Origin of the sequence: Enterococcus lemanii (genome assembly GCF_016909125.1) — a bacterium.
Taxonomy (GTDB): domain Bacteria; phylum Bacillota; class Bacilli; order Lactobacillales; family Enterococcaceae; genus Enterococcus_I; species Enterococcus_I lemanii.
Genome location: NZ_JAFBFD010000018.1, coordinates 1 through 24,082, shown reverse-complemented (window position 1 = coordinate 24,082; position 24,082 = coordinate 1). Strand labels below are relative to the sequence as shown.

Below are 24,082 nucleotides of genomic sequence, written 5' to 3'. Positions count from 1 at the left end.
AGTCCCAGTTTTTTTTAGTAGGTGTGAGGAGTTTATTTCGTAATCTTGATTCGTTTTTAATTACAAGTCAGTAGTGAAGCAAGTTTTTAATTTTTTTAGATAAATCTCTTCGGCGGCCTGTTGAATAATCACTAAATCTTTTTTTCCATAAACGCGGTTAATGTAAAGCATATTTTTATAAGTGACGTTAGCCATCTCTTGGTAAAAATCAAACCCAATCACTAAGTCAAATTCTTGGCATTGAGATAAATCATGGTGGCAGCAAATTTGATATAAAGGCAATTGTTTGGCAATGTCTTGAGCCAATTGATTATTTTTATCAGGCCAAAGAAGTAAGAAATTTATTTTAGGCAGATAGCCTTTTTTTTGTAAATTGCTATATAAAAAACGCGCCATATCTTCTAAAAATAACGAATTTTCAACGAGTGGCTCATTAAAAAGTACGACCGACTGAGTCGCTTTAAAGTTATTTTTTACGTAGTCGTAGAAGAACTTTTGGATGGGGTTAAAAGCCACTGTTTCTTTTAGATGAAAGTTTCCCGGACTTCCTGAAAAAAAAGAATATCTGATTTGCATATTCAGTAGATTTAAATAAAAATGGTCAAAATCTTGTGCGGTCATAGCTGTTGTTAGTGAGCTGAAAAGTCTTTGTAAAAAAATTTGGGTCTGATATTCTAACTGCCCATTTGTTAATTGATAGATAATTGCTAAGTGAGGGCTTGTGATTTGTCTTTGATAACAATCGCGAATATCAAAGCTATAGATGGTTAATAATAAGAAACTAAATTCTTGATTGAATACTTCTTCATCTAATTGTTTGGGTAACAATTGTTTAAATTGTTTTTTTAAATTAGAAACTAAATGGTGTTGATGAATAATCAAATTGAGTTCAGGAATAATGTTTGGTGAAGGCAGGTAATCTTTTTCAATCCGCGTAAGACAAACGCCTAGCCAAAGTCGATAGTACTCTCTTTGGATGGGGGAAAGCGGGATTTGAAGTAAAGAGTCGATTTCCTGCAAAAGCCCATCAAATTGTTCTTTGTTACTACCTAGTGGCCAATCAAAATCATTGTAAGTATTCCAAAAAAGACTGACAAATAAAAAACGAATCTGGCGTTCATTTCCAACGAGGTTAAAACCCTGTCCAAGATCAAGGGTCAAGTTAAACTGGGCCAACATATTTTTGAGCTGGTTTAATTTGTTGTAAATTAAAGAATGACTAGCAAATCGTTCTTTGGCAAAAGTTTTGACGTCCAAAAAGTGCTCAGAAAAAAAATCAAATAAGAGCTGGTAATTGAGGCTATCCATTATATATACTTTCCGCAACGAAAGAACTTGGGAATCTTTTTCAAAATGTCGCTGTGTCGAAATACTACGAACGGGTGTTTCACATCGTTCAAAGACGATTGATATACGATGCTTTAGGCAATCGTTTTTCGCGGCTTCAATCGTTTTATCGACGGTGGGGTTAGAAACGCCCATCCGTTCAGCGAGTTCAGTAATTGAAAAAAAGCGGTCTTCGCTATCCAATACGTTTAATAATTGTAACTTTCTGAGTTGGAAATTATCCAAAAAATACTCCACTATTTATTCTCCACCTTACCAAATCAATGATTAGTAAATTTCTAACCTTGATTAAGCCACAAAAAGACAGGCGATTCAAGTAAAATGAGAAGTTTTACAAAAATAAAAAATAAAGAGAGTCCGTTTTTTATAAGTATTTATTTTTCAGGGTTTTTTTTATTTTTTTTTTTAGCCAATACCGAACTTATATGTAAAGGTTATCGCTATGTTTCTGAAAAATAATTCGCTATAATTAAAGTGTCACATAGATGAAACGGAGGGATAGGAATGTCAAAGACTAGGCTAGTTGAAACATTTACAAAGCTCGTGCAAATTGATTCAGTTTCGCGCAATGAAGGAGCGATTCATGCGTATTTGCACGAGTTATTTTCAACAATGGGGTTGGAAGTAACAGAAGACAATAGCAAAGAGGCAACCGGGCTAGGTGGCAATAATATCATTGCAACCTATTATGGCAAGACCAACCAAGAACCGCTATTTTTTTCATGTCATACGGATACGGTGACACCTGGAGTTGGGATTGAGGTCGTTGAAAAAGAAGGCGTTTTGTATTCAAAAGGGGACACGATTTTAGGGGCGGATGATAAAGCCGGGATTGCCATTTTAATTGAAGCGATGCAGCGAATTCAAGAAGAAAACATTGCCACTGGAAATATTGAAATTGTTTTGTCTCCGGGTGAAGAAATTGGTTTACTTGGAGCCTCGGCGCTAGACATGCATTTAATTGAAGCAGATTATGGCTATGTACTAGATAGTGCTTTTGAGGTTGGGCGAGTAACCATTGCAAGTCCTACTTTGTTTATGTACGATGTGACCATTACCGGCAAAGCGGCTCACGCTGGATTAGAACCAGAAAAAGGCGTTTCTTGCGTCTCTATTTTAGCAGAAGCTCTAAAAAGCATTCCGATTGGTCGCTTAGATGAGAAAACGACAACAAATATTGGGGTCATTCAAGGTGGAGAAGCAACGAATATTGTGATGGACAAGATGCTTGTTAAAGGGGAAGTGCGTGCCATTGATCCTAAAAGAGCGGACCAATTAGTTGCGCAAATGCAAGGTGCTTTTGAAGAAGCGGCGGAAAAATTTGGCGGGCAAGTTGCAATTAATGTGAAAAAAATGGCAACTGGATTCCATATTGGCGATGAAGAACCTGTGATGCAATTATTTATTCAATCAGCGGAAAAATTAGGTTATGAAGTCATTCGTGAAATTAGTGGTGGAGGCAGCGACGCCAACATTTTTAACACTGGTGGAAAAACCTGTGTGAACTTTTCAATTGGTTACGACAAAATTCATACAACGGAAGAACTCGTTGTGATTGATGAAATGGAAAAAGCGGTAAATCTCGTGATTGAGCTATTACAACAAGCCCCTGCGAAAGCTGATTCTGGCGATGAATAAACAAATCAAACAACTCTTACTGATGGTCTTGGCCATTCTTATTTTAGCAACGAGCGTCAATATGTTCCTTGGACCACATCATATCGCCGCAGGGGGCGTGAGTGGTATCGGAATTTTAGTTGAATCGCTACTAGGAATTAACCGAGCGTGGGTTGTCATGGGCTTAAATGTGGTGATGCTTATTTTAGCGGCCATTTTTTTAGGGAAACAAGTCTTTTTGCGAACCTTACTCGGCAGTATTTTATTCCCGCTTGCCCTCAGAGTCATTCCACCAGTCATGTTAACGCAAGATCGGCTATTATCGGTGATTATGGGCAGTATTATATTTGCTATAGGGGTTGCGATTTTATACCGGATTCAAGCGTCAAGTGGTGGAACGACCATCCCGCCACTCATTTTTGAAAAATATTATAAGATGAATACCTCGCTTGGTTTGTTACTCACTGACATGATCATTGTATTTATGAGTCTTTATGTTTTTGGGTTTGAAGAATTTTTGTTTGCCATTTTATCAATTGGCATTACTTCTTTAGTCATGACGTATATCGAAACGGGTTTAAAACGCCGCCGAGCTGTGATGATTTTAAGTTTAGAACATTCAGAAGAAATTCGAGCAAAACTGCTAGAAGAGGTAAACCGTGGGCTGACGCTGTTTGATGTCCGTGGAGGACGAGACAAAAAAGACCGTGATATGATTTTAACCGTTGTAAATAACCAAGAATATCCGAAAGTACGCGATATCATTGAAGCAATTGATCCAAAATGTTTTGTGATTACTTATGAAGTATCTGAAGTACATGGTTTGGGATTTTCTTATCACCCCATTCAGTGAGCTTTAAAAAAAATAAGAGTTACTAGGAGGAGAATACAATGGAACCAGAATATATTGATATAGCCCAACCGATGTTACCGATTTTAGCCTTTACTTTGGTCATGCTCGTTTGGACAATTGGTGAGTTTATTTCAGCCAAAACGAAAGCTTTAGTTTCAATGATGTTAGTTGCTTCAATGATTTTTCTAATCGGCTTTTCTGCCGATTTAATTCCCCATGATATGATTCAACAATCAGGATTACTCGGACTCGGACAAGCCGTAATCGGATTAATCATCGTTCACTTAGGAACGATGATGAGTATTGACGATTTAAAAGCGCAGTGGCGCACGTTTGTGATTGGTTCGGTAACGGTCGTGGTTGTTTCGTTGGTACTTTACTTTGCGGGTGCCTTATTATTTGACCGTAACGTGGCCATTGCTGGAGCTTCAGCGATTACTGGCGGCACGCTCTCTATTTTAATGGTGCAAGGAAAAGCGGCAGCAATCGACGCCGCAGGAGGGAATTTAGGGATGTTATCAGCCGCTTTGTTAGCTGTTTTCCCTCTATTAATCTTGAATTTTAAAAACTTTATTGGTTTCTTAGTAACGGCTGGGATTTTAAAGAAAGAAGCATTACGTGTTCGCGGGGAATACCGTGCTGGAAATTTAAAATTGTATGAAGAAGAAGTGAAAGAAAATACGAAAACAGAAAGTGAAGTGATTTTACCTAGCTATTTACAAACGCCGTATGCCGTCTTGTTTCTACTTGGTTTAACCGAACTTTTTGCGCGTTGGTTAAGTGGCTTAACCAATGGTTATGTAAATACTTTTGTGATTGCTTTGCTTTTAGGGATTGTCTTGCGTCATTTTAAAATTGTCAAACCCAGTGCGCTTTCAACAACCGACTCTTTTGGTTTGTTAATGATCTCAATTATGGTCATTGCTTTTGGACCATTGGCCGATATTAACTTAGCTGATTTAGTTGCCTTGATTTGGCCGATTCTGTTCTACTTAGTCGCGGGTGTTTTAAGCATTATGGGAATTGCTTATGTCATTGGGCGCCAAGTGGGTTATTCCGCAGCCTTATCCATTGCGGTTGGGTTAACGGCCTTATTTGGTTTCCCAGGAACGATGGTCTTAACGAAAGAAGCCGCTGCTGCCGTTGGTGAAACAGAAGAAGAAATTGCCGTGATTGAACAAAATATTCTCCCGATTATGGTCACTGCCGGTTTTTCTACAATTACGATTACCTCGGTGATTGTAGGTGGCATTATGGTTGGGTTCTTAGTCGGTTAGGAGGAGATAACAATGCGAATCATTAGCCAAGTACTAGAAAGTGAAACATGGATTCGCCAATTATTTTTGCTAGGCTTTGGGATTTATTTGATTCTCTTTCCTAATTTGGGATTACAACTGCTACTTCTAGCAGTTGTAATCTTATGTATCGTGCTAGGAGCCTATAATATTTTCCGCTTTTTCTTAAATCAAAAGAAAACGGCGGGCTATACCGGGTTTGCACTTTTAGGCGGTATACAAATTGTAATTGGTGTGTTCTTATATCTAAATTTAGCCAGTGCAAGCGCACTAAGTATTATGCTATTTGCCTTATTTTTAATTTTTAATGGGATGCTTGATTTGAAAGACTACTGGCAAACAACCGATAAAAAAAACTTGTATAGTAAAGTTTCACTCCTTTTAATGGTTTTAAATATCTTATTAGGCATTATTTTAGTGGCAAGTCCATTTCACTTTTTAGCGGCACAGCCGGTTTTTATTGGACTGGCATTAATCGTTATTAATGGCATTGATTTATACAAAGGAAAATATTTGAAACAAAATGATGGAGGAACAAATAATGAATAATCGTCGCTTTTTTGATATCTTATTAGGGATTGGGTTTGCCGCTTTAGGGGTGGCTGCTTTAAATCGTCCCGTATCTACTTTGGGATTTTTAGTTTTTTTCTTTGGCGGCTTAGCAGTTGTCCGTGGGATTTCAACTATTTTTGGCTTTGGATCAATGAGTTCACAGGAGTCAAAAGGATTGCGAATTGTTTTAGGGCTCTTTGATGTAATAATTGGGATCATGCTTTTAAGTAATTTCATTCGGGGAGCCTTCTTCTTAGGAATTATGTTTGCGGTGTGGTTTATGATTGAAAGTATTGGGAATTTATTCTTAACGGCTCGTTTTAGTAAAGCCAAGGGATTTGGTAAAGTACTCGTTTTAGTCTTTGATTTGATTGCCTTTGCATTCGCTATTTTATTATTATTTAATCCGATTATTGCGACTTTAGCGCTACCTAAACTTGTTGGCTTTTCTTCTTTAGCCTTTGGTATCGTTTTAATGATTCAAGGATCAAATGTTGGCGGATCAGCCGCTGAATAAAATTTTATATTCCTTTAACTTGGTGAAAATAACAAGTTAAAGGAATTTGTGTTTGTTTGATTTAAAAAATCGAGGTGAATGAGATGAATGATTTAAAAAAGTCAAAAGCTTTTTATTTGATTATTTTAGCAATTAGTTTTTTATATTTATGGTCAAAAGTGAAAAACATCGAAGTTTTGGCTAAAGTTTTTTCAATTACGGTTAGTACCTTACTTATCCCAACGATTATTTCATTTTTTATCTATTACTTACTGAGACCCTTATACTTACAGCTCATTAAGTATTTAAAGAATGAAGTATTGAGTTTAGTTTTGTCTTTGCTGTTCTTCTTAGTTGTCATTGTATTTTTAGTTCGGGAGTTTATTCCATTATTGCTACTCCAAATTGATGCACTCATGAAAAGCTTACCACAACTAATTCAAGAAGTTGATCGCTGGCTCATCCAAACGGACTTGCTAAATCGTGAAAGCATGGAGGAGTATTTGGCACTATTTAATCGTTCATTTACTGATTTCTTTGATGTCATTTTTGTTGGTTTACGTAGCGGCACAAATTTGGTATTTAGCTTTGTTTCGAGTTCTTTTTTAGTGGTGAGTATTATGCCAATTATGGTTATTTATATGCTAAAAAATACGAATAAAGCAAAAAAAATTCATGAAAAATTACCGAAAGAGTACCAAAAGTGGGGCTTGGATTTCTTTGTAGCATTAGAGAAAACACTATCGGATTATATTAGCGGAAAAGCCGTTGTTTGTTTCTATGTTTTTTTAGGTGCATGGTTAACTTTTGGACTTGCGGGGTTAAAAGGGGCGCTGCTGTTTGCGGTTGTGGCAGGAGTCATGGATATTGTTCCTTATTTTGGGCCATGGATCGGGGCGATTCCAGCCGTGATTGCCGGATTAGTCACTAACGACGTCAATGCTTTTATTATTATCATTGGAATTATTATTGTTCAATTAGGTGAATCTTATGTAGTTTCTCCTTATGTAATGAGTAAAGAATTGAAGATGCACCCGTTATTTGTCATTATTGTCATGCTGATTACGGGCCAAGCTTTTGGCATTTTAGGAATGATTATTATTCTACCAGTCGTTGCTGCTTTAAAGGTGGCCATTGTCTATGGGATAAAATTCAGACAAATTAAAAGTAAACGAAAGGAACTTGAAGAAAACAATGAAAAATAAACTGCAACAGATGCTAGTGATTACCTTAGTTTTTGGGATAATCAGCCTCATTATTTATTTCATTTTTGATAGTTTCTTAGTTTTGACGATACTTGTTGAAGTGGTCTCCATTTTAATGAGTGGCTATTTGATTTTCTTTGATGACCGTAACGCCACGTCAAAATTTGCTTGGTTATTTGCTATTTTAATTTTTCCATTTATCGGTATTTTACTTTTCTTTTTAATCGGTCGTAATCCGAAAACTAGACGCTTTTCAAAAATTCAAAAAGAAAACATCCGCCAGTTACATCGTTATTTATTGGAGATTTTTAAGCAACATCCCAACTGGGTGGATGAAAAAAATCCTTTATCAAAAGAATTATTTTATTTATCAGGGAACGAAGCCTTAAAGGGCAATGCTTTAGTCTCTTACGCCGATGGGGAAGTTGCCTATCAAAATATCTTGACCGATATTCGTCAGGCGGAGCATCACATCCATCTGTTTTACTTTATTTATAAAGCCGATGAGACGGGCAGTGAACTCGCTGCTTTACTGAAAGAAAAAGCACAAACGGGGATTAAAGTTCGTTTGATGTATGACAGCGTGGGTTCGATTAAGCTGCCCTATGAGTTCATTGATGATTTAAAAACGAGTGGTGTGGAAGTTCGCCCCTTTGATTTAGTCAATACCCCACTGCTAAGTACGCGGATGAACTGGCGTAACCACCGGAAGATGATTGTTGTCGATGGGAAAGTGGCTCATCTTGGTGGAATGAACCTAGGAAATGAGTATCGCTCATTAACGGATAAATTTGATTACTGGCGTGATACAAACTTACGAATTGTTGGCCCAGCAGCACTTGAAGTTCAAGGGACATTCATCCATGACTGGATTTATTTTGAAAATAATGAGGAAGCGCTAACCCCCTTTGTTACTCAAATGAACCATTACTTCCCTTTAGAAAATCTCGAACAGGAAATGAACGAAACTTGTCAAGTCGTTTTTGGTGGTCCGTATGATGAGGAAACGGTGATTCGAGACGCTTTTATGGATGTCATTGGTAAGGCCACGCGGTCAATTAAAATTGCCAGTCCCTATTTTGTTCCAGATAACGAAGCCCTCTCAGCCATTCGACGTGCGGCCCGTAGCGGAATTGAGGTTCAAATCATCATGCCAGGAAAAGGTGATCGTGGAATTTCTTATTATGGCAATACGTCATTTATTAATCGTTTGCTAAGTGCTGGCGTCAAAGTTTATTTTTATGATACGACGGCCTTTTTACACTGTAAATACATGATTATTGATGATACGATTGCCACGATTGGTTCCACAAACTTTGATGTGCGCAGTTTTTATTTAAATCATGAAATTTCGGCTTTTATTTATGGACCTTCTAATGCGGTAAATGAAGTAATTGAACAGTTTAGAGTGGATTTAACCCGTTCTCAGCCAGTAACAATGCTTGAGAGAAGTCGTCGCCCCATTCATCAACGAATCAAAGAGCGTTTGAGTGAATTTTTTGCTCCCTTGCTTTAAGTTTTTTAACGATTACAGCGATTTGGAATTAAAAAAATTGTGAAAAAACACATTCGAAAGAAGGATAGCCTTTTACTTTTTTTTAGGTAGAAGGCTATTTTTTATGGAAAGGTTATGGTTTGGGGAACTTTGTCTCAACGTTGTATAATAAAGGAAAAAGGAGGCGTTTAATATGAAAAAAATTCCTGGATTATTTTTATTACTTTTTATTTTATCTGCTTGTACGCAAACTCCGACCATTTCGCAAAGTTCCAATTCTGCAACCAATGCAGGTACGGAGTCTTCGGTTTCAGCGAAGTCTGGAAAAATCGCCTTTACAGAAATAACTGTTAAACCAGTGGAACTTTATGACTTACTAGCAGAAGAATTACCAAGTGCAGCGTTGACTAAAATTGCTTTAGAAACAAGTGTTCGTTACGGCTTTATTTACGAAGCAGAAGCATTGGATCAAACGAATCGGCGTGAGTACGAATGGCGAATTCATCCAGCAACCAAAGAAATTATCCGTCAAGAAGAAAGTCGGAGCCTAGATCGGGAAACCGCCTTAACCAGAGAACAAGTCGAAAAAATTACCGAAATCGTTGATAGTGTCTTAGCAGAGGCAGGAACGAATGCACGCTTAGGCGGCTGGAGTGCCGAGGTTGAAGCAGGTAGACCAATTTTAGAAGTTGAATTAGCTGGAATCGCAGGTAGTGAGAAATACTTTAACTTAGATACGGGTGCGCTCATTCGTATAGATGATTAAAAGCAAGTTCAGTAAAACAAGGTTAACTCAATAACTTTAAAAAATATTAACCAACAAAAAGTGAAAAATTCTCTTTTTGTTGGTTATTTTTATTGTGATTTTTTAAAAACAGTATATACTATACAATATATACTATTTCTTTTTTTAAAGGAGTTCATGATTATGAGTGAAGTGGGAATGAAAAGGAATACAAAAATAATGATTGCTGGTGTCTATGCACTCGTTGTTTCAATCGCTTTTAATTTCTTTTGATTACCCGGCAATATTTATGCAAGTGGCATTACTGGTTTTTCGCAACTGGTTGTGTCGATCTTAGAAAATTATTTTCACCTTTCTTTATCGATTCCGTTGCTTGTTTTGCTAATTAATATCCCCTTACTGGTCATTTCTTGGTTAGTGATTGATCGAGAATTTACGAAGTATACGATATTGGCGGTCTTATTGACTTATGTTTTTATGAGTCTGGTTCCGGTAAAGACCATTGTGACTGACCCTATATTGGCCTCGGTTGTCGGTGGTGCGTTACATGGCTTTTCAGTTGGTATTACGTTAAATAGTGATTTTTCAACAGGAGGCCTAGATATTATTGGCATCTTAACACGTAAGAAAACCGGAAGATCGATTGGGAGTATTTTTATTATCTTTAACTTAGGCATTCAGTTTATTGCCGGATTTTTATATGGTTGGCAATATGCTTTTTATAGTGCTCTAGCGGTTTTTGTTAGTGGGAAAACAGTCGATTTTGTGAATACCAAACAACAAAAAGTCCAAATTTTATTAGTCACGGATCATTCAGAAGAATTACTGCCCGTCTTGCAAAAAGTCTTAAAAAGAGGGATAACCGTTGTCAATAACGTTGAAGGCGCTTTTTTAAAAGAAGAAAAGAAAATGCTCTTTATTGTAGCTAGTCAAAAAGAAGTTTCCCAATTAAACCAGGTGGTCAAACAAGTCGATCAACATGCTTTTATGAGTATTTCACCCGGTATTGTCACCAATACAAATTTTTATGAATGGTAAAGGAGAAAATTCAATGGAACAAAGAAATTTTAAACAATTAATTGAAGCCCATAAAGCAGAATTTTATCAAGATTTAGCGACTTTAATTGAAATTCCAAGTGTCAAAGGTCCAGTCGCAGACGGCGCTCCTTATGGTGTAGAAAATAAACGTGTCTTGGAGCAAATTATGAAGCTCGCTCATTCCTATGGCTTTTCGGGAGAAATTGTCGATGATGCGGTTGCCTATATTCAAGTCGGCAAAGCTTCCGATTATATCGGGATTGCGGGCCATTTAGATGTGGTTGCAGCCGGTGGTGCTTGGACCTATCCGCCCTTTGAGTTGACGATTGCAAACGGGAAGTTATATGGTCGTGGAATCCTAGATAATAAAGGTCCGATTTTTTCTTGCTTATTTGGTTTGAAATTACTAATGGAACAGGGCTATCAGTTAAAACAAACCTTACGAATTCTTTTTGGCAGTGATGAAGAAAGTGGTTCGGCGGATATCGCACGTTATTTAGCGCAAGAAGCAGCTCCGCACTTTGCTTTTACCCCTGACTGTAAATATCCCGTTGTTTATGGCGAACGTGGGATTATTAATGTTGTGTACGAAACTGCCCTTAGCTCAGAGGCCTTGGCTTTAATTTCTGAAATTAGTGGGGAACAAGATCGCAGTTTTGTTCCGGATGTTTTAAGTTGCCAATTAGATGGTCGAATCTATGCCGTTTCTGGTAAACGTGCGCCTTCAAATGCCCCAGAATTAGGCAATAACGCGATTACTTTATTAGCCAAAGAGTTGGTAAAAGCGACAACGAATATGGAATTGAAAAATTATTTTCAGTGGTTAGACGAAAGCTTCCATGATCAGCACTTTGGTCAAGGACTTGATATGGATTGGTCCGATGAGATAAGCGGTATCTTAAATGTCACCCCCTATTTACTAGAAAAAACGCAAACGGGCTTTAAATTAGGCTTATCTTTACGCTATCCGGTTTCTTTTACGGAAGAAATGGTGTTGGAAGGTTTGCAAAAAGCGGCGTATTCAAACTCAACCTTAACCCTTGTTCGGAGTTTGCCAAGTCTATTAACCGATAAAAACCGCTCAGAAGTGGCGCAATTATCAAAAGCTTATGCGGACGTGACGGCACTTGATAGTACCCCAGTCACGACAACCGGTGCCACTTATGCGCGGGCTTTACCCAATACGGTCGCGTTTGGTCCTTCGTTTCCTGGTCAAAAAGGGATTGCGCACAATGCCGATGAATACATGGATGAAAGTGATTTACTGTTAAATATGGAAATTTATATGAATGCAATTTTAAATCTTTGCGAATAAACTTGAAATACGAGGAGGAAAACAAATGAGTTACGGAATGATTGCCACCTGGAGAATGGCTTGTGATGGTATTACGAAAGGAACCACTGATTTAGCCAATGGGGGAAGTGCCCAAACGGCGATTGTCGCTGCGATAAAAATGGTAGAAGACTATCCTTTTTATAAATCGGTAGGTTACGGTGGGTTACCAAACGAAGAAGGGTTAGTTGAATTAGATGCCGCTTTTATGAATGGTGATAATTTTGACATTGGAGCAGTGGCGGGGAGTCGCAGCGTGAAAAACCCAATTGCGGTAGCAGAAAAATTAAGTCATGAACGTTTTAATTCGTTTTTAGTCGGTGATGGAGTGGCTAAGTATGCCATTAAAGAAGGTTTTGAGATTCAAAATATGCTGACTGAACGTGCGAAGAAAACGTGGGAAAATCGTTTGGCTGAAATGAGAAATTCAAATTTAAGTCCCTATGATGGTCATGATACAGTTGGGATGGTCGCCTTAGATCAAAATGGCAGCATGGCTTGCGGGACTTCAAGTAGTGGTTTATTTATGAAAAAAGAGGGCCGCATCGGGGATTCTCCACTGTCAGGTTCAGGCTTTTATGTTGACAGTGAAATTGGTGGTGCGACGGCCACTGGCTTAGGAGAAGATTTGATGAAAGGCTGTTTGAGCTATGAAACGGTGCGTTTAATGGGCACTGGCTTGCAGCCACAAGAAGCCGTGAATCAAGCGATGCAAGATTTTGCCAAACAATTAGAACGTCGAAAAGGCAAATGTGGCGCTTTTTCTTTAGTCGCGATGAACAATAAAGGCGAGTGGGGGGTGGCAACCAACGTTGAGTTTTCTTTTGCGGTGGCCACCGATCAATTAGCACCAACGATTTATTTAGCTTATCCAAGTGAAGATGGTAGTTATCCTAAGATAGAAGTTGCTAGCCAAGAATGGCTAGATGCTTACCAAGCACGCATTACCGCACCAATTCAATAAAAACAAATTGATAATAAAGGAGAAGACCCGTGCGTTCAAGACAAGTCCATTTAGATTTTCATACAAGTGAATTAATTCCAAAAATTGGTGAGCACTTTGAGGCAACGGCTTTTGTGCAAACCTTAAAAGAAGCCCACGTGGATTCGATTACGTGTTTTGCTAGATGTCACCATGGTTGGTTGTACTATCCCAGCCGGAAAAATCCTGAGTTAATTCATCCAGAATTAACAAATCCGAACTTATTACTAGAACAAATCGCTGCTTGTCATGCAGCAGATATTGATGTACCAATCTATACGACTGTTCAATGGGACCATTATGTGATGAAAAATCATCCAGAATGGTTAGCAGTGAATGATAAAGGTGAATTTATTGATACACAAGGCGTACCTGCCCCGCATTTTTATCATACGATTTGTGTAAATAGCCCCTATCGTGCATTTTTCAAAGACCATGTGTTAGATATCATTGACGTTGTTGGCAAAGAAAATGTGGATGGTATTTTTATGGATATTTTATTTGCGGTTGATTGTGACTGTCAGTATTGCCAAACGAAAATGGCCGAATTAAAGATTGATCATACGATTAAAAATGAACGCTTAAAATATTCAAAAATAATGTTGCATGAATTTAAAAAAGAAATTTCTGAAATGATTTGGGCGATTTCACCAGAAATTAAAACATTCTATAATGGCTCACATATCGGACCAAACGATAAAAAAAGCTTGCCTTATTATTCACACTTAGAGTTAGAAAGCTTGCCAAGTGGTGGTTGGGGTTATGATCATTTCCCAATTACGGCGCGCTATGCTCGTAACTTAGGCAAAGAGTTTATTGGAATGACTGGGAAATTCCATACTTATTGGGGCGATTTTCATTCACTGAAAAATCGAGCAGCGATGGAATTTGAAGTCTTTAATATGTTTGCTCAAGGCGCACAAGGTTGTTCAATTGGGGATCAATTGCACCCAGATGGCGAATTGTCAAAAGCGGCTTATGACTTAATTGGTCATGTTTATGAAACGGTTGAAAAAATTGAAACAGATAGTAAGTATGCGCATATTCCAATGACTGAAATTGGCGTCTTAACGCCAGAAGAGTTTTGGATTCCAGGGTCTGACACGCCACGCACCAGTCCGGCGATTATTGGAATTACACGCATGTTGCAAGAATTAAACTATCAATTTGATATTATTGATTCCGCCATGGATTTTGCGAAGTACAAAGTTTTAATTTTACCAGATATTATTCCTTTTGATGAAACGATTTTAAATAAATTAACCCAATATGTTGCATCTGGTGGCCAGGTCATTGGTACCTACGAATCAATGATTGATTCTACCAAAAAAGAACAAGCTTTTTATGGCATTGATTACCTAGGTGCAGGTGAATTTGAGCGTGACTTCATTTTACCAAACGAAAACTATGGCAAACAGTTACCAAAAGAAGAATTTGTTTCGTATATTCGTGGCACAAACATCGCTTTAAATGGTGCTAAAAAACTGGTTGATCGAGTAAAACCTTACTTCAACCGTGAAAATGAGACCTTTATTTCGCACCAACACGCGCCATCAAGAAGAGAAATTGGCGCACCGGAATTGACAAAATTCGGCAATGTTTACTACTTTGCCCACCCAATCTTTACTTTGTACCGTAAAAATGCGCCACAATTTATTAAAGAAATCTTGGCGGATGTTTTAACCGAATGTATTACTGAAAAGCAAGTCCGTCATGATGGCCCTTCTTCTTTACAAATTACGGCCAACGCATCAGAAAATAAGGATACGATTGTTTTACATGGCTTGCACTATTTAACAGAGAAAAAATCAGAAGACATCTATACAATTGAAAATCATTATCCATTATTAAATGTGACGTTCGAATGTTTTGTAGGCACTAAGACAGTGAAACAAGTGACCGATATCATTCAACAAAAACCAGTGGACTTTCAAGTCATTGATGGTTATATTGTAATCAACGAAGAAGTCTTAGCACCACACTTTGTTTATAAAATTGAACTATAAGAGGGAAAAGACATGACGATATTAACCATTGATATTGGTGGCTCTAGTGTGAAGAGTGCGATTTATACAGGAGAGCTCCTTGATCAAAAAAAGTTTGATTCACCCAAAACGTTAAGTGCGATGCAAGCACAACTAGATGATTTAATTCAAAGTTATCTTGCACATTACCCAGTAGACACTTTAGCCTTTAGCGTCCCAGGCATTGCCAATCAAACGACGGGACGAGTCGATGGGGTAAGTTCTTTACGGTATATTCATGATTTTGACTTTGTGGCTTATTTTAAAGAAAAATACCAATTGCCTGTTTTTTTTGAAAATGATGCCAATTGCGCCTGTAAAGCAGAAATTCATCTGGGGATTGCCGGTGACGTTAAAAATGCTTTGTTTATAGTGATTGGTACAGGCGTTGGTGGCACTATTATTTCAAATGGTCAAATTCAACCAGGAGAACATGCTTATGGCGGCGAGTTTGGTATGATGTTAGTTGATGGTCACCGTGAGCTCAGTGAGTTAGGCTCAGCGGTGCACATGGCACGCAAATATTCAAAGAACAAAGGCCAAGAATTTACTGGTGAAGAGGTCTTCGCACTAGCAGATGCTGGTGAAAAAGAAGCACTCGCTGCAACTGATGAGCTCTACCACTACTTAGCGCTAGGAATTTATAATTTACAGTATATTATTGATCCAGAATACATTGTTTTAGGTGGCGGTATTACTAAAAAGGCTGATTTACTACCAAAAATTCAAGAAAAATTAGCGGAAATTATGAATTATGGTCAACGTTGCCCAATTATGCCTCAAATTCAAGTAGCGAAGTTTGGCAATGATGCCAACTTAATCGGAGCTGCCTTAACAGCACAAGGAAAATAAAGAAAAGACAGACTGTGTGCAAAAAATCTTGTTCAAGTCTATTTTTTTGAATGGTATACTAGGTAAAATGAGGTGAAAAAATGAGCGGAAAATATTCAACAAAAGTAAAATTTGAAGCAGTCGCCCAAGAAATCCAAACGCGTATCCAAAAAGGGCAGTATGTTAGCTCACAAAAATTACCTTCAGAATATGATTTAGCCAAAGAATTTGAAGTTAGCCGCCTAACAATACGCAAAGCCATTGATGATTTAGTGCAAAAAAATGTCTTATACAAATTAAAAGGCAAAGGTAGCTATGTGATGTCGCAACAAAAAATTCAAAGTGGCCGTTCGGGACTCCAAGGATTTACGGAAGCTGCTAAAGAGTACGGGAAGGTAAGTAAAACACAAGTGATTTCTTTTAATCTGCTAAAAGAAAGACCAAAAGTTATTCTAGAAGCACTTCACTTAACTGAAGAAGCAGAAATCTATGAATTGGTCCGAAGACGCTTATATGATGAAGTTCCAATGACGGTTGAAAAAATTTATTTAACGAAAGAGTATGTTGAGGCGTACACCGAAAAAGATTTTGAAGGATCTTTGTTTAAATTGCTCGAAGAAAAAGTTGAAATTGCTTATTCGCATCAGGAAGTCGAAGCAATTTTAGTGACGAAAGAACTCGCCAAATTACTCGAAGTTCCAGTTGGAAACCCACTTTTACAAGTGCACTCCATTACTTATACAAAAGATGCTGCGCCTATTTTATACGACCAATCTTATTATCGAGCAGACAAATATACCTTTAAAAATACGTTAATTCGTAACTAAACAAGACCGACCCCATAAGGCTGATCTTGTTTTTTTAATCTCTAGTGGGAAACAACAACTCTGATCCGCTTTGTTCAATTAATGTTGCATAAATAGCGTCAGGTTCTTGATTGGTAATAAACGCATCATAGTCGCTATAGTTACCAATTTTAAAAAAATGAGTAGAGCCAAATTTAGAGTCATCGACGAGTAAAATTTTTTGTTTCGCTCGATGCATCATTTCTTTTTTGAGGTTGGATTGGCTAAAGTTGGCTTCATAGATCCCTTCTTCATCAATCCCACGGCAAGAAAAAAAGGCTAGATCATAACGGAAAGAATCAAAAATCGGGTCTTGGTTTGAAGGAATCACGGAATTGGTGTTCATTTTAATTTCCCCGCCAACGATGAACACTTTGAGTGATTCATTGTTTGATTCGCTAAGTAAACTCGCCGTTTTTAAACTATTTGTAATAATCACTAAATTAGGAATTTTAATAAGAAAAGGGATGAGTTGCTGTACCGTACTACTGGAATCTAAAAATAAACACATCCCCGTTCCAATAAACTCCTGAGCAATTTGGACGATTTCTCTCTTTTTTGTAATGTTGGTTTCTTCTCGATAAGTATAAGCAAATTCCACATTTGAATCTTGTACGAGACTGACACCGCCATGCATCCGTACAATTAAGTTTTTGTTTTCTAGTCGAATGAGTGCACGACGAATAGACGAAGTACTACAGTGAAGTAGTTCGCTCAGTTTCGCACTCCGAATAAATTTCTTTTTCACGAATATCCATTTCATCGCTCCTTTGCCTTTATTGTAGCAATAAATGAACGAAAGTGAACAGTTTTGAATGATAAAGAAGTACAATTTTGATAGAGTTTCTAAGTCAGCGTCCACTCTTTTTATTCAATGAAAACGTTTGTATAATAAAGAGGTAAAAAGAAATGACTTGGAGGATTTAAAATGAATGAACAATTAATTCGTGAGCAAATTTGTGATGTCTGTAATAAAATGTGGTAATTAGGATGGGTAGCGGCCAATGATGGCAACGTATCCGTAAAATTAGATGAGGATACTTTTTTATGTACATCAACGGGCGTCAGTAAAAGTTTTATCACTCCGGAAAAATTAATTAAAATTAATCATAAAGCAGAAATTATCGAAGCTCAAGGGGATTACCGACCTTCAAGTGAAATTAAAATGCATTTGCGTGTTTACCAAGAACGCCTAGACGTTGGTGCGGTTGTGCATGCGCATCCACCAGTTGCAACGGGTTTTACTTTAGCACATATCCCATTAGACAGTTATTCTTTAATTGAAAATGCGATTGTAATTGGCTCAGTACCAATTACCCCATTTGGTACACCGTCAACGGCAGAAGTTCCGGAGGCTATTGCGCCTTACTTGTCTGAGCATGATGTTTTACTATTAGAAAACCATGGTGCTTTAGCAGTAGGTTCTGATATTATTTCCGCTTATTATCGTATGGAAACACTGGAATTAGTTGCAAAGACTACTTTTTATGCCCGCAAGTTACTTGGTGGTCAACCAGAAGCAGAAATTCCGCGTGAAAAATTAGAAACATTGTTTGAAATGCGTAAAAACTATGGCGTAACCGGCAAACACCCTGGTTACAAAAAATATAGCTAAACAGAAAGAAAGGGAAACGATTTGAAAAACATGTTTTAGCTTTTGATTTTGGTGCTTCTTCTGGTCGCACGATGGTCGGTCATTATGATGCCGGCAAGCTCGTCGTGGAAGAAGTCCATCGCTTCCCCAATTATCCAAAAGAAGTAGCTGGGGAATATGCTTGGGATGTCGCGTATCTTTTTGAACAAATTATTGAAGGGATTACCCAAGCGACCAAACGTTATCCGATTTCAAGTATAGGAATTGATACAGATGATGAACGATTTGTCGCACCAGGTCAAATGGTTGCACGAATTCAAAAATTTGCGAGCCAAACAAACCAAGTGCTGCCAAAAACGGATGGAGAAATCATTCGCTGTGTTTATGAAAGTTTAGCCATGAAGTATAAATACACGTTTTTAGAAATCATTGATGCTTTGCAAGAAGAATTTGATACGATCAATATTTTAGGCGGTGGAGCCTAAGCAACGATTTTATGCCAAATGGTCGCAGACGCAACGAACTTACGGGTTTGTGTGGGACCAGTTGAAGCCAATGCGATTGGGAATATCGCCGTTCAATTACAAGCCCAAGGTATTTTTAAAGACGTGACAGAAATCCGTGAATGGGTTAAAACCATTGCCGACCTGGACTATTATTATCCAACAGAAGAAAACGCCCAGTGGGAACGACAATTTTCAAACTACCAAAAAATATTAAAAATAAATCAAGAAACAAAGGAGTAATAAACGATGCGTAATTATCCAAAAATCGGAATTTGTCCGACAATCGACGGGCGCCAAGGTGGCGTACGCGAATCACTAGAAGAAAAAAACAATGGCGATGGCCAAAGCCGCTAAAGAATTAATCGAAGGTACTTTACGTTATGCCGACGGAACACCCGTACAATGTGTCTTAGCCGAACGAACAATTGGTGGTCGAGGCGATGCGGGCATTGTTCGCGAACAATTTAGTCGTGAAAATATTATCGGTACGTTATCGGTCACGCCAAGTTGGTGTTATGGGACTGAAACGATGGACTTAGAGCCAGAAACCATTAAATCAATTTTGGGCTTTAACGGGACGGAACGCCCAGGTGCTGTTTATTTGGCGGCTGCGATGGCTGATTATGCCCAAAAAGGCATGCCTGCATTTAAAATTTATGGCCATGACGTGCAAGATTTAGATGATCATTCCATTCCAGCGGATGTGGCTGAAAAAATCTTGAGCTTTGCCCGAGGTGCCCTGGCAGTCGGACAAATGAAAGGAAAATCGTATGTGAACATTGGGGCCTCTTGTATGGGGATTGCCGGTTCACAAGTCGACGATCATTTCTTTGGCAAATACTTAGGCATGCCGGTTGAGTTTGTTGATATGACCGAAATTTTACGTCGCATTACATTAGAAATTTATGATCCAAAAGAATATGAAAAAGCCCTTGCTTGGATTCAAGCCAATTGCCAAGAAGGCATTGATATTAACGAAGGCAAAACGTTTCCTTAGGTAATTATCAAGTTAAAAGTGATTCCAGCCGATCAAGATTGGCAATTTATTGCGAAACAAGCCATCATCATTCGCGATATTTTATTTGGCAATGAACGCTTAGCAGAACTTGGGTGGGAAGAAGAAGCCCGTGGTCGCGATGCCATTGCCGGTGGGTTCCAAGGCCAACGACAATGGACCGACTGGTTACTAAATGGTGATTTTACTGAAGCAATTATGGCTTCGACCTTTGACTGGAATGGTGCGCGCCCAGTGACTGCATTTGCGACCGAAAATGATACGCTAAATGCCGTTTCGATGCTTTTTGGAACGCTAATTACGAATAAAGCGCCGATTTTCTCTGATGTTCGTACTTATTGGAGCCCGGCAGCCGTTGAAAAAGTGACTGGTAAGCCGTTAACCGGGCGTGCGGCTAACGGAGTGTTACATTTAATCAACTCAGGAGCATCGGCTCTTGATGGCAGTGCGGCAGCCAAAGACGAACAGGGTCAAGGGACAATGAAAGAGTTTTGGAACATGACCGAAGCAGATATAAAAGCTTGTTTAGAAGCAACGGACTGGTGTCGTGCAAACTATGAATATTTCCGTGGTGGCGGTTATTCTTCACACTTCAAAACAGCGGCCGAAATGCCGGTAACGGTTATTCGTTTGAACATGGTTGAAGGGGTTGGACCAACGCTTCAAATCGCCGAAGGATACACGTGTGTCTTAGAAGACGACATCCATCAAGTGTTAGATGAAAGAACGGATAAAACTTGGCCAACAACTTGGTTTGCGCCAAACTTAGGCGAAGCCGGTTTTGAATCGGTTTATGAAGTCATGAATGCTTGGGGCTCAAACCACTGTGCCACGGTTCATGGCCACGTCGGTTCAGATATCATTACGTTAGCTAGCATGTTGCGCATTCCAGTTGCGCTACATAACGTGCCACGTGAAAGAGTTTTCCGACCACATGCATTTAGTGGCTTTGGCACCAAAGATTTAGAAGGCGCCGATTTTAAAGCGTGTGAACATTTTGGCCCACGCTATCAGTAACCAATCAAACCCTCCGGTGTAAACGGGAGGGTTTGATTGGTATTTTTTTATAAAGGGAAAAAGTGTGGTACTATAAAAAATAAAAAACAAAAGCAGGTGAAACAATGATAAAGCCGAAAGTTTGGCAAAAAGGGGATAAAATAGCCATTGTCAGTTTATCAAGTGGGTTATTAGGTGAAGCTTTTTGCCAACATAACGTTGAAATAGGGGCAAAACGTTTAAAAGAAATGGGATTAATTCCTGTTTTTATGCCGCATAGTCTAAAGGGAATGGCTTTCGTGAAAAACCATCCAGAAAAAAGAGCCACGGATTTAAAAGCTGCTTTTTTAGATCCGACAATTAAAGGGATCTTGTGCGCGGTTGGAGGAGAAGACGCTTTTCTCACGATTCCCTATCTGCTTGAAGACCCAGAATTTATAGCAGCAGTCAAAAATTCACCAAAAATATTTAGTGGTTTCTCTGATACGACCGTGAACCATTTATTATTTTATCAGCTAGGATTAATGACCTACTATGGCCCAACCTTTCTAACTGATTTAGCGGATATTGGTCCTGAGATGTTGCCTTATACAAAGAAGAATTTTCAACGGTTCTTAGGAATAGAACCCGAACAAGCCATTAGAGCGAGTGCATGTTGGTATGAAGAGCGTCAAGATTTTTCGATTGCCGCAATTGGGGAAAAACGGATTGCCCATGAAGAACATAACGGCTTTCAATGGTTGCAAGGAGAAGGCGCGATTGAAGGGGAATTACTGGGTGGTTGTCTTGAAAGTTTGGTTGATTTATTAATTAGTGCCCGTTTTCCCGAAGAAAAAGTCATCGCCGAAAAATATCAGCTGTTTCCGCCTGATACTCAGTGGCAAGGAAAAGTAATTTTTTTAGAAACTTCCGAAGAAAAGCCACATCCAAGTGCATTTAAAAAAATGCTGCGAAAATTAAAAGAAAGCGGTATTTTCAAACGAGCAAATGGTGTTTTATTTGGAAAACCACAAGATGAAGTTTTTGCTAAAGAGTACGACCAAATTTTGGTAGAAGTAATTGCCAACCCAGCTCTTCCGATTGTTAGTAATATTAATTTTGGCCATGCCTATCCACGCACGATTTTGCCTTATGGCGCAAAGATTGAAATTAAGGAAAATGGTACAGCGATTCATTTTAAAGAAGAAATTTTCGATTATTTAAAGTCTACCGATTAAATAAAAAACATTGAAACAATGGTATTGGAGCTCAATATTTTATAGAACAAGTGCAAGACTTTTAACGGTAGCATACGGAAAATCTCGCACTTTTGTCAATATTGAAGGATTAGTGTGAAAACACTGCTACTGATCATTTTTGAAAAAAGGGCACACCAAATAAACCCAAAATTCTTGGGGGCTCTCAACTATTCTTTCTGGACAATTCCCAATACAGTTTGAAAATCATTTGGAATAAGCCCTTCTTTTATTAATAAGTTCTTGGCTGCTGTAATAGCCAATTCTTTTCTTTTATTGATCACGTGTTCTGACATGTCCACTTGGTCAATATCGACTGGATTCCACACTTCACCAGTGGAAATCATGTGGTAAATTGCGGTTAACATCATCCGAGAAATCGCAATGATACTCCGCTTTTTACCACGTCGTTTTGAAAGTTTTTGATATTTTATCCGATAATAAGGACTCTCTTTTGTTGCTTTTACAGCAGCGTGAGCGCATTGAACAAGCGTTGGTTTTAAATAAACACCTGCACGAGAAATTCGAACAGATTTTTTCTTGCCAGCGGATTCATTACTGCTTGGAGCTAATCCAGCCCAACAAGTTAACTGTTTAGCAGTCTGAAATTGAGACATATCCGTTCCGATTTCTGAAATAATTTGTATAGCAGACGCTCGCTTTATACCGGGTATGGTACAAAGAAGTCGTATGGCTGGTTCATAAGCTTCGACCATTCGATCTAGGGTTTTATCAATTAACTCAATCGTATGATTAAGATAAGTGATATGCTCCTCAATTAATCGAATACGAATTACCTGTGATTCTGAGAATGAGTATCCTTCAATCGACTCAATGAGTTCTTGCCCCTTCGGTTTCATTCGACCGTGAAGTAAGGAAAGACAATAATCAGGATCAAATTGGTCGGTTGAAATCAGATATTCTCGCACTTTCTTAGAACTTTTACCAAACATATCAGAAACAACAGCATCCATAGCGACATTCCCTACAGTGAAAACATTCTGTAGACGATTTTTTTCGCTAGAACGTTGACTAACTAAGCGAACACGATAGCGAGTAAACTCGCGTAAGTCGCGAATTGGTTTTTCAGGGATAAAACTATTTCTAACTAATCCCATACGGAACAGTTCGGCAATCCATTTGGAATCCTTCACATCATCCTTGTTTCCTTTTACTGCACGAACCCATTTAGGGTTTGCGACCACAACATTCATTTGGTCCTCAAGTAAATTAAACACTGGAATCCAATACTTGCCTGTACTTTCCATACAAACATCAAAACAATTGTGTTTGACTAACCATTTTTTCAATGCCAGAATTTGGTTATTAAAAGTCGAAAAACGTTTCTTTTGATAAGTTGGTGTAAGTAAATCTTTTTTAGTGGTAATGATGGTCGCGATTAAAAAGCGTTTGTGCACATCAATACCACAACAAATTGGATAAACAACTTTCATCAATGACACCCCATTTCTATAAAAGTAAGAGTGATAGGGACTGTTTCATCAGGCATTAACGAAACTGTGTTAAACAATGATTAGTGTACGGGTTTAAAAACCCACTCATTTGTGCTTGAAAAGATGAAACTGACACTGGTTATAATACTGTTTACAGTCAAAAAGAAAACCTCTTCGTGTTTTGTAGTATGTCACTCTTACTTTTATTATAGAGCATCAACAACAAAAAATGGGAATCCGCACCTGTTTTTATTACTATTTGACTTGAATTGCGGAGCAAGTCAAGATGGAGGTTATAATGTATAAACCACAAATTTACACGCCACTTATTTTTTCAGATTTTGATCAACCTCTTGGCTTAAAATAAATCCTGAAAATCGTTGAATTAAAAAAAGCAGATCGTATTCCTTAGGTAGAGCTAGAAAAGAAACATGCTAAATAAAAAAGGGATGTTAGGCAACTTTTACGAATGGCTTTGGATGCTTACTAAGTTCAAAAAAAATATGGCTTCAGTGATGGAGAAACCGTGAGCTAAATTGCAATATCAAATGCATAAAAATTTCAGAAAAAGCCACTAGAATAAGAAATACTTAAAAAAGCACTGCTATCAAGGTTTCTAGCTTC

20 protein-coding genes and 2 pseudogenes are annotated in these 24,082 nt (G+C 38.2%); 19 read left to right on the top strand and 3 right to left on the bottom strand.

What is annotated here, in order from left to right; genetic code table 11:
* Positions 1-60: 60 nt before the first annotated feature.
* On the bottom strand, positions 61-1,584 hold the full coding sequence (locus JOD14_RS06515) for a helix-turn-helix domain-containing protein (RefSeq protein WP_204654033.1): 1,524 nt from the start codon (positions 1,582-1,584) through the stop codon (positions 61-63).
* A 267-nt stretch (positions 1,585-1,851) separates the two neighbouring features.
* Between JOD14_RS06515 and JOD14_RS06510 the strand changes: the two genes are divergently transcribed.
* The 14 genes from JOD14_RS06510 (at position 1,852) to JOD14_RS06445 (ending at position 16,640) form a co-directional block, all read left to right on the top strand.
* The gene (locus tag JOD14_RS06510; protein WP_204654032.1) at positions 1,852-2,985 is read left to right on the top strand and encodes a M20/M25/M40 family metallo-hydrolase; all 1,134 of its coding nucleotides are present in this window, start codon (positions 1,852-1,854) and stop codon (positions 2,983-2,985) included.
* Positions 2,978-3,817, top strand: a complete 840-nt coding sequence (locus tag JOD14_RS06505; RefSeq protein WP_204654031.1) for a YitT family protein — start codon at positions 2,978-2,980, stop codon at positions 3,815-3,817. The genes JOD14_RS06510 and JOD14_RS06505 overlap by 8 nt, the downstream gene beginning before the upstream one ends.
* 38 nt (positions 3,818-3,855) lie before the next feature.
* Positions 3,856-5,094 (top strand): hypothetical protein, encoded by a 1,239-nt coding sequence (locus tag JOD14_RS06500; protein ID WP_239576119.1) that lies wholly within the window; start codon positions 3,856-3,858, stop codon positions 5,092-5,094.
* A gap of 12 nt (positions 5,095-5,106) precedes the next feature.
* On the top strand, positions 5,107-5,661 hold the full coding sequence (locus JOD14_RS06495) for a DUF308 domain-containing protein (RefSeq protein ID WP_204654030.1): 555 nt from the start codon (positions 5,107-5,109) through the stop codon (positions 5,659-5,661).
* Positions 5,654-6,181 carry an HdeD family acid-resistance protein gene (locus JOD14_RS06490; protein WP_204654029.1) on the top strand — a complete coding sequence of 176 codons (528 nt, stop codon included), beginning with the start codon at positions 5,654-5,656 and terminating at the stop codon, positions 6,179-6,181. Before JOD14_RS06495 ends, JOD14_RS06490 begins: the two co-directional genes overlap by 8 nt.
* An 83-nt stretch (positions 6,182-6,264) precedes the next feature.
* On the top strand, positions 6,265-7,365 hold the full coding sequence (locus JOD14_RS06485) for an AI-2E family transporter (RefSeq protein ID WP_204654028.1): 1,101 nt from the start codon (positions 6,265-6,267) through the stop codon (positions 7,363-7,365).
* Entirely contained in the window at positions 7,355-8,881 is a 1,527-nt protein-coding gene (cls, locus tag JOD14_RS06480) for a cardiolipin synthase (protein ID WP_204654027.1), read from the top strand. The genes JOD14_RS06485 and cls overlap by 11 nt, the downstream gene beginning before the upstream one ends.
* 172 nt (positions 8,882-9,053) lie before the next feature.
* Entirely contained in the window at positions 9,054-9,626 is a 573-nt protein-coding gene (locus JOD14_RS06475) for a hypothetical protein (protein WP_204654026.1), read from the top strand.
* 264 nt (positions 9,627-9,890) lie between these two features.
* Positions 9,891-10,643 carry a YitT family protein gene (locus JOD14_RS06470; protein WP_338031675.1) on the top strand — a complete coding sequence of 251 codons (753 nt, stop codon included), beginning with the start codon at positions 9,891-9,893 and terminating at the stop codon, positions 10,641-10,643.
* Between the two features lie 13 nt (positions 10,644-10,656).
* Positions 10,657-11,958, top strand: a complete 1,302-nt coding sequence (locus JOD14_RS06465) for a Sapep family Mn(2+)-dependent dipeptidase (protein WP_204654025.1) — start codon at positions 10,657-10,659, stop codon at positions 11,956-11,958.
* 25 nt (positions 11,959-11,983) lie between these two features.
* Positions 11,984-12,940, top strand: coding sequence for a glycosylasparaginase (locus JOD14_RS06460; protein ID WP_204654024.1), 957 nt, complete (start codon positions 11,984-11,986; stop codon positions 12,938-12,940).
* Between the two features lie 29 nt (positions 12,941-12,969).
* A complete protein-coding gene (locus JOD14_RS13525; RefSeq protein WP_204654023.1) occupies positions 12,970-14,964 on the top strand; it encodes a beta-galactosidase trimerization domain-containing protein in 1,995 nt (664 codons plus the stop codon).
* Between the two features lie 12 nt (positions 14,965-14,976).
* Complete coding sequence (locus JOD14_RS06450; RefSeq protein ID WP_204654022.1) at positions 14,977-15,834, top strand: ROK family protein; 858 nt, start codon at positions 14,977-14,979, stop codon at positions 15,832-15,834.
* Positions 15,835-15,914: 80 nt separating this feature from the next.
* Entirely contained in the window at positions 15,915-16,640 is a 726-nt protein-coding gene (locus JOD14_RS06445; RefSeq protein WP_204654021.1) for a GntR family transcriptional regulator, LSA1692 subfamily, read from the top strand.
* A 34-nt stretch (positions 16,641-16,674) separates the two neighbouring features.
* On the opposite strand, the gene JOD14_RS06440 is transcribed toward JOD14_RS06445, so the two are convergent.
* Positions 16,675-17,421, bottom strand: a complete 747-nt coding sequence (locus JOD14_RS06440) for a DeoR/GlpR family DNA-binding transcription regulator (protein ID WP_204654020.1) — start codon at positions 17,419-17,421, stop codon at positions 16,675-16,677.
* A 165-nt stretch (positions 17,422-17,586) separates the two neighbouring features.
* Between JOD14_RS06440 and JOD14_RS06435 the strand changes: the two are divergent.
* From JOD14_RS06435 to JOD14_RS06415, 5 genes and pseudogenes are all read left to right on the top strand, one after another.
* Positions 17,587-18,273, top strand: a pseudogene (locus JOD14_RS06435) (class II aldolase/adducin family protein).
* A gap of 71 nt (positions 18,274-18,344) precedes the next feature.
* Positions 18,345-18,737: an acetate and sugar kinases/Hsc70/actin family protein gene (locus JOD14_RS06430; protein WP_204654019.1), complete on the top strand. Its 393-nt coding sequence runs from the start codon at positions 18,345-18,347 to the stop codon at positions 18,735-18,737.
* Between the two features lie 18 nt (positions 18,738-18,755).
* Complete coding sequence (locus JOD14_RS06425) at positions 18,756-18,998, top strand: hypothetical protein (RefSeq protein ID WP_204654018.1); 243 nt, start codon at positions 18,756-18,758, stop codon at positions 18,996-18,998.
* Between the two features lie 6 nt (positions 18,999-19,004).
* Positions 19,005-20,790 (top strand): annotated as a pseudogene (locus JOD14_RS06420) (L-fucose isomerase).
* A 104-nt stretch (positions 20,791-20,894) separates the two neighbouring features.
* Positions 20,895-21,986: a S66 family peptidase gene (locus JOD14_RS06415; protein ID WP_204654017.1), complete on the top strand. Its 1,092-nt coding sequence runs from the start codon at positions 20,895-20,897 to the stop codon at positions 21,984-21,986.
* Between the two features lie 188 nt (positions 21,987-22,174).
* Here JOD14_RS06415 and JOD14_RS06410 read toward each other — a convergent pair whose 3' ends face one another.
* Positions 22,175-23,458: an IS110 family RNA-guided transposase gene (locus JOD14_RS06410; RefSeq protein ID WP_204654016.1), complete on the bottom strand. Its 1,284-nt coding sequence runs from the start codon at positions 23,456-23,458 to the stop codon at positions 22,175-22,177.
* Between the last annotated feature and the right edge of the window lie 624 nt (positions 23,459-24,082).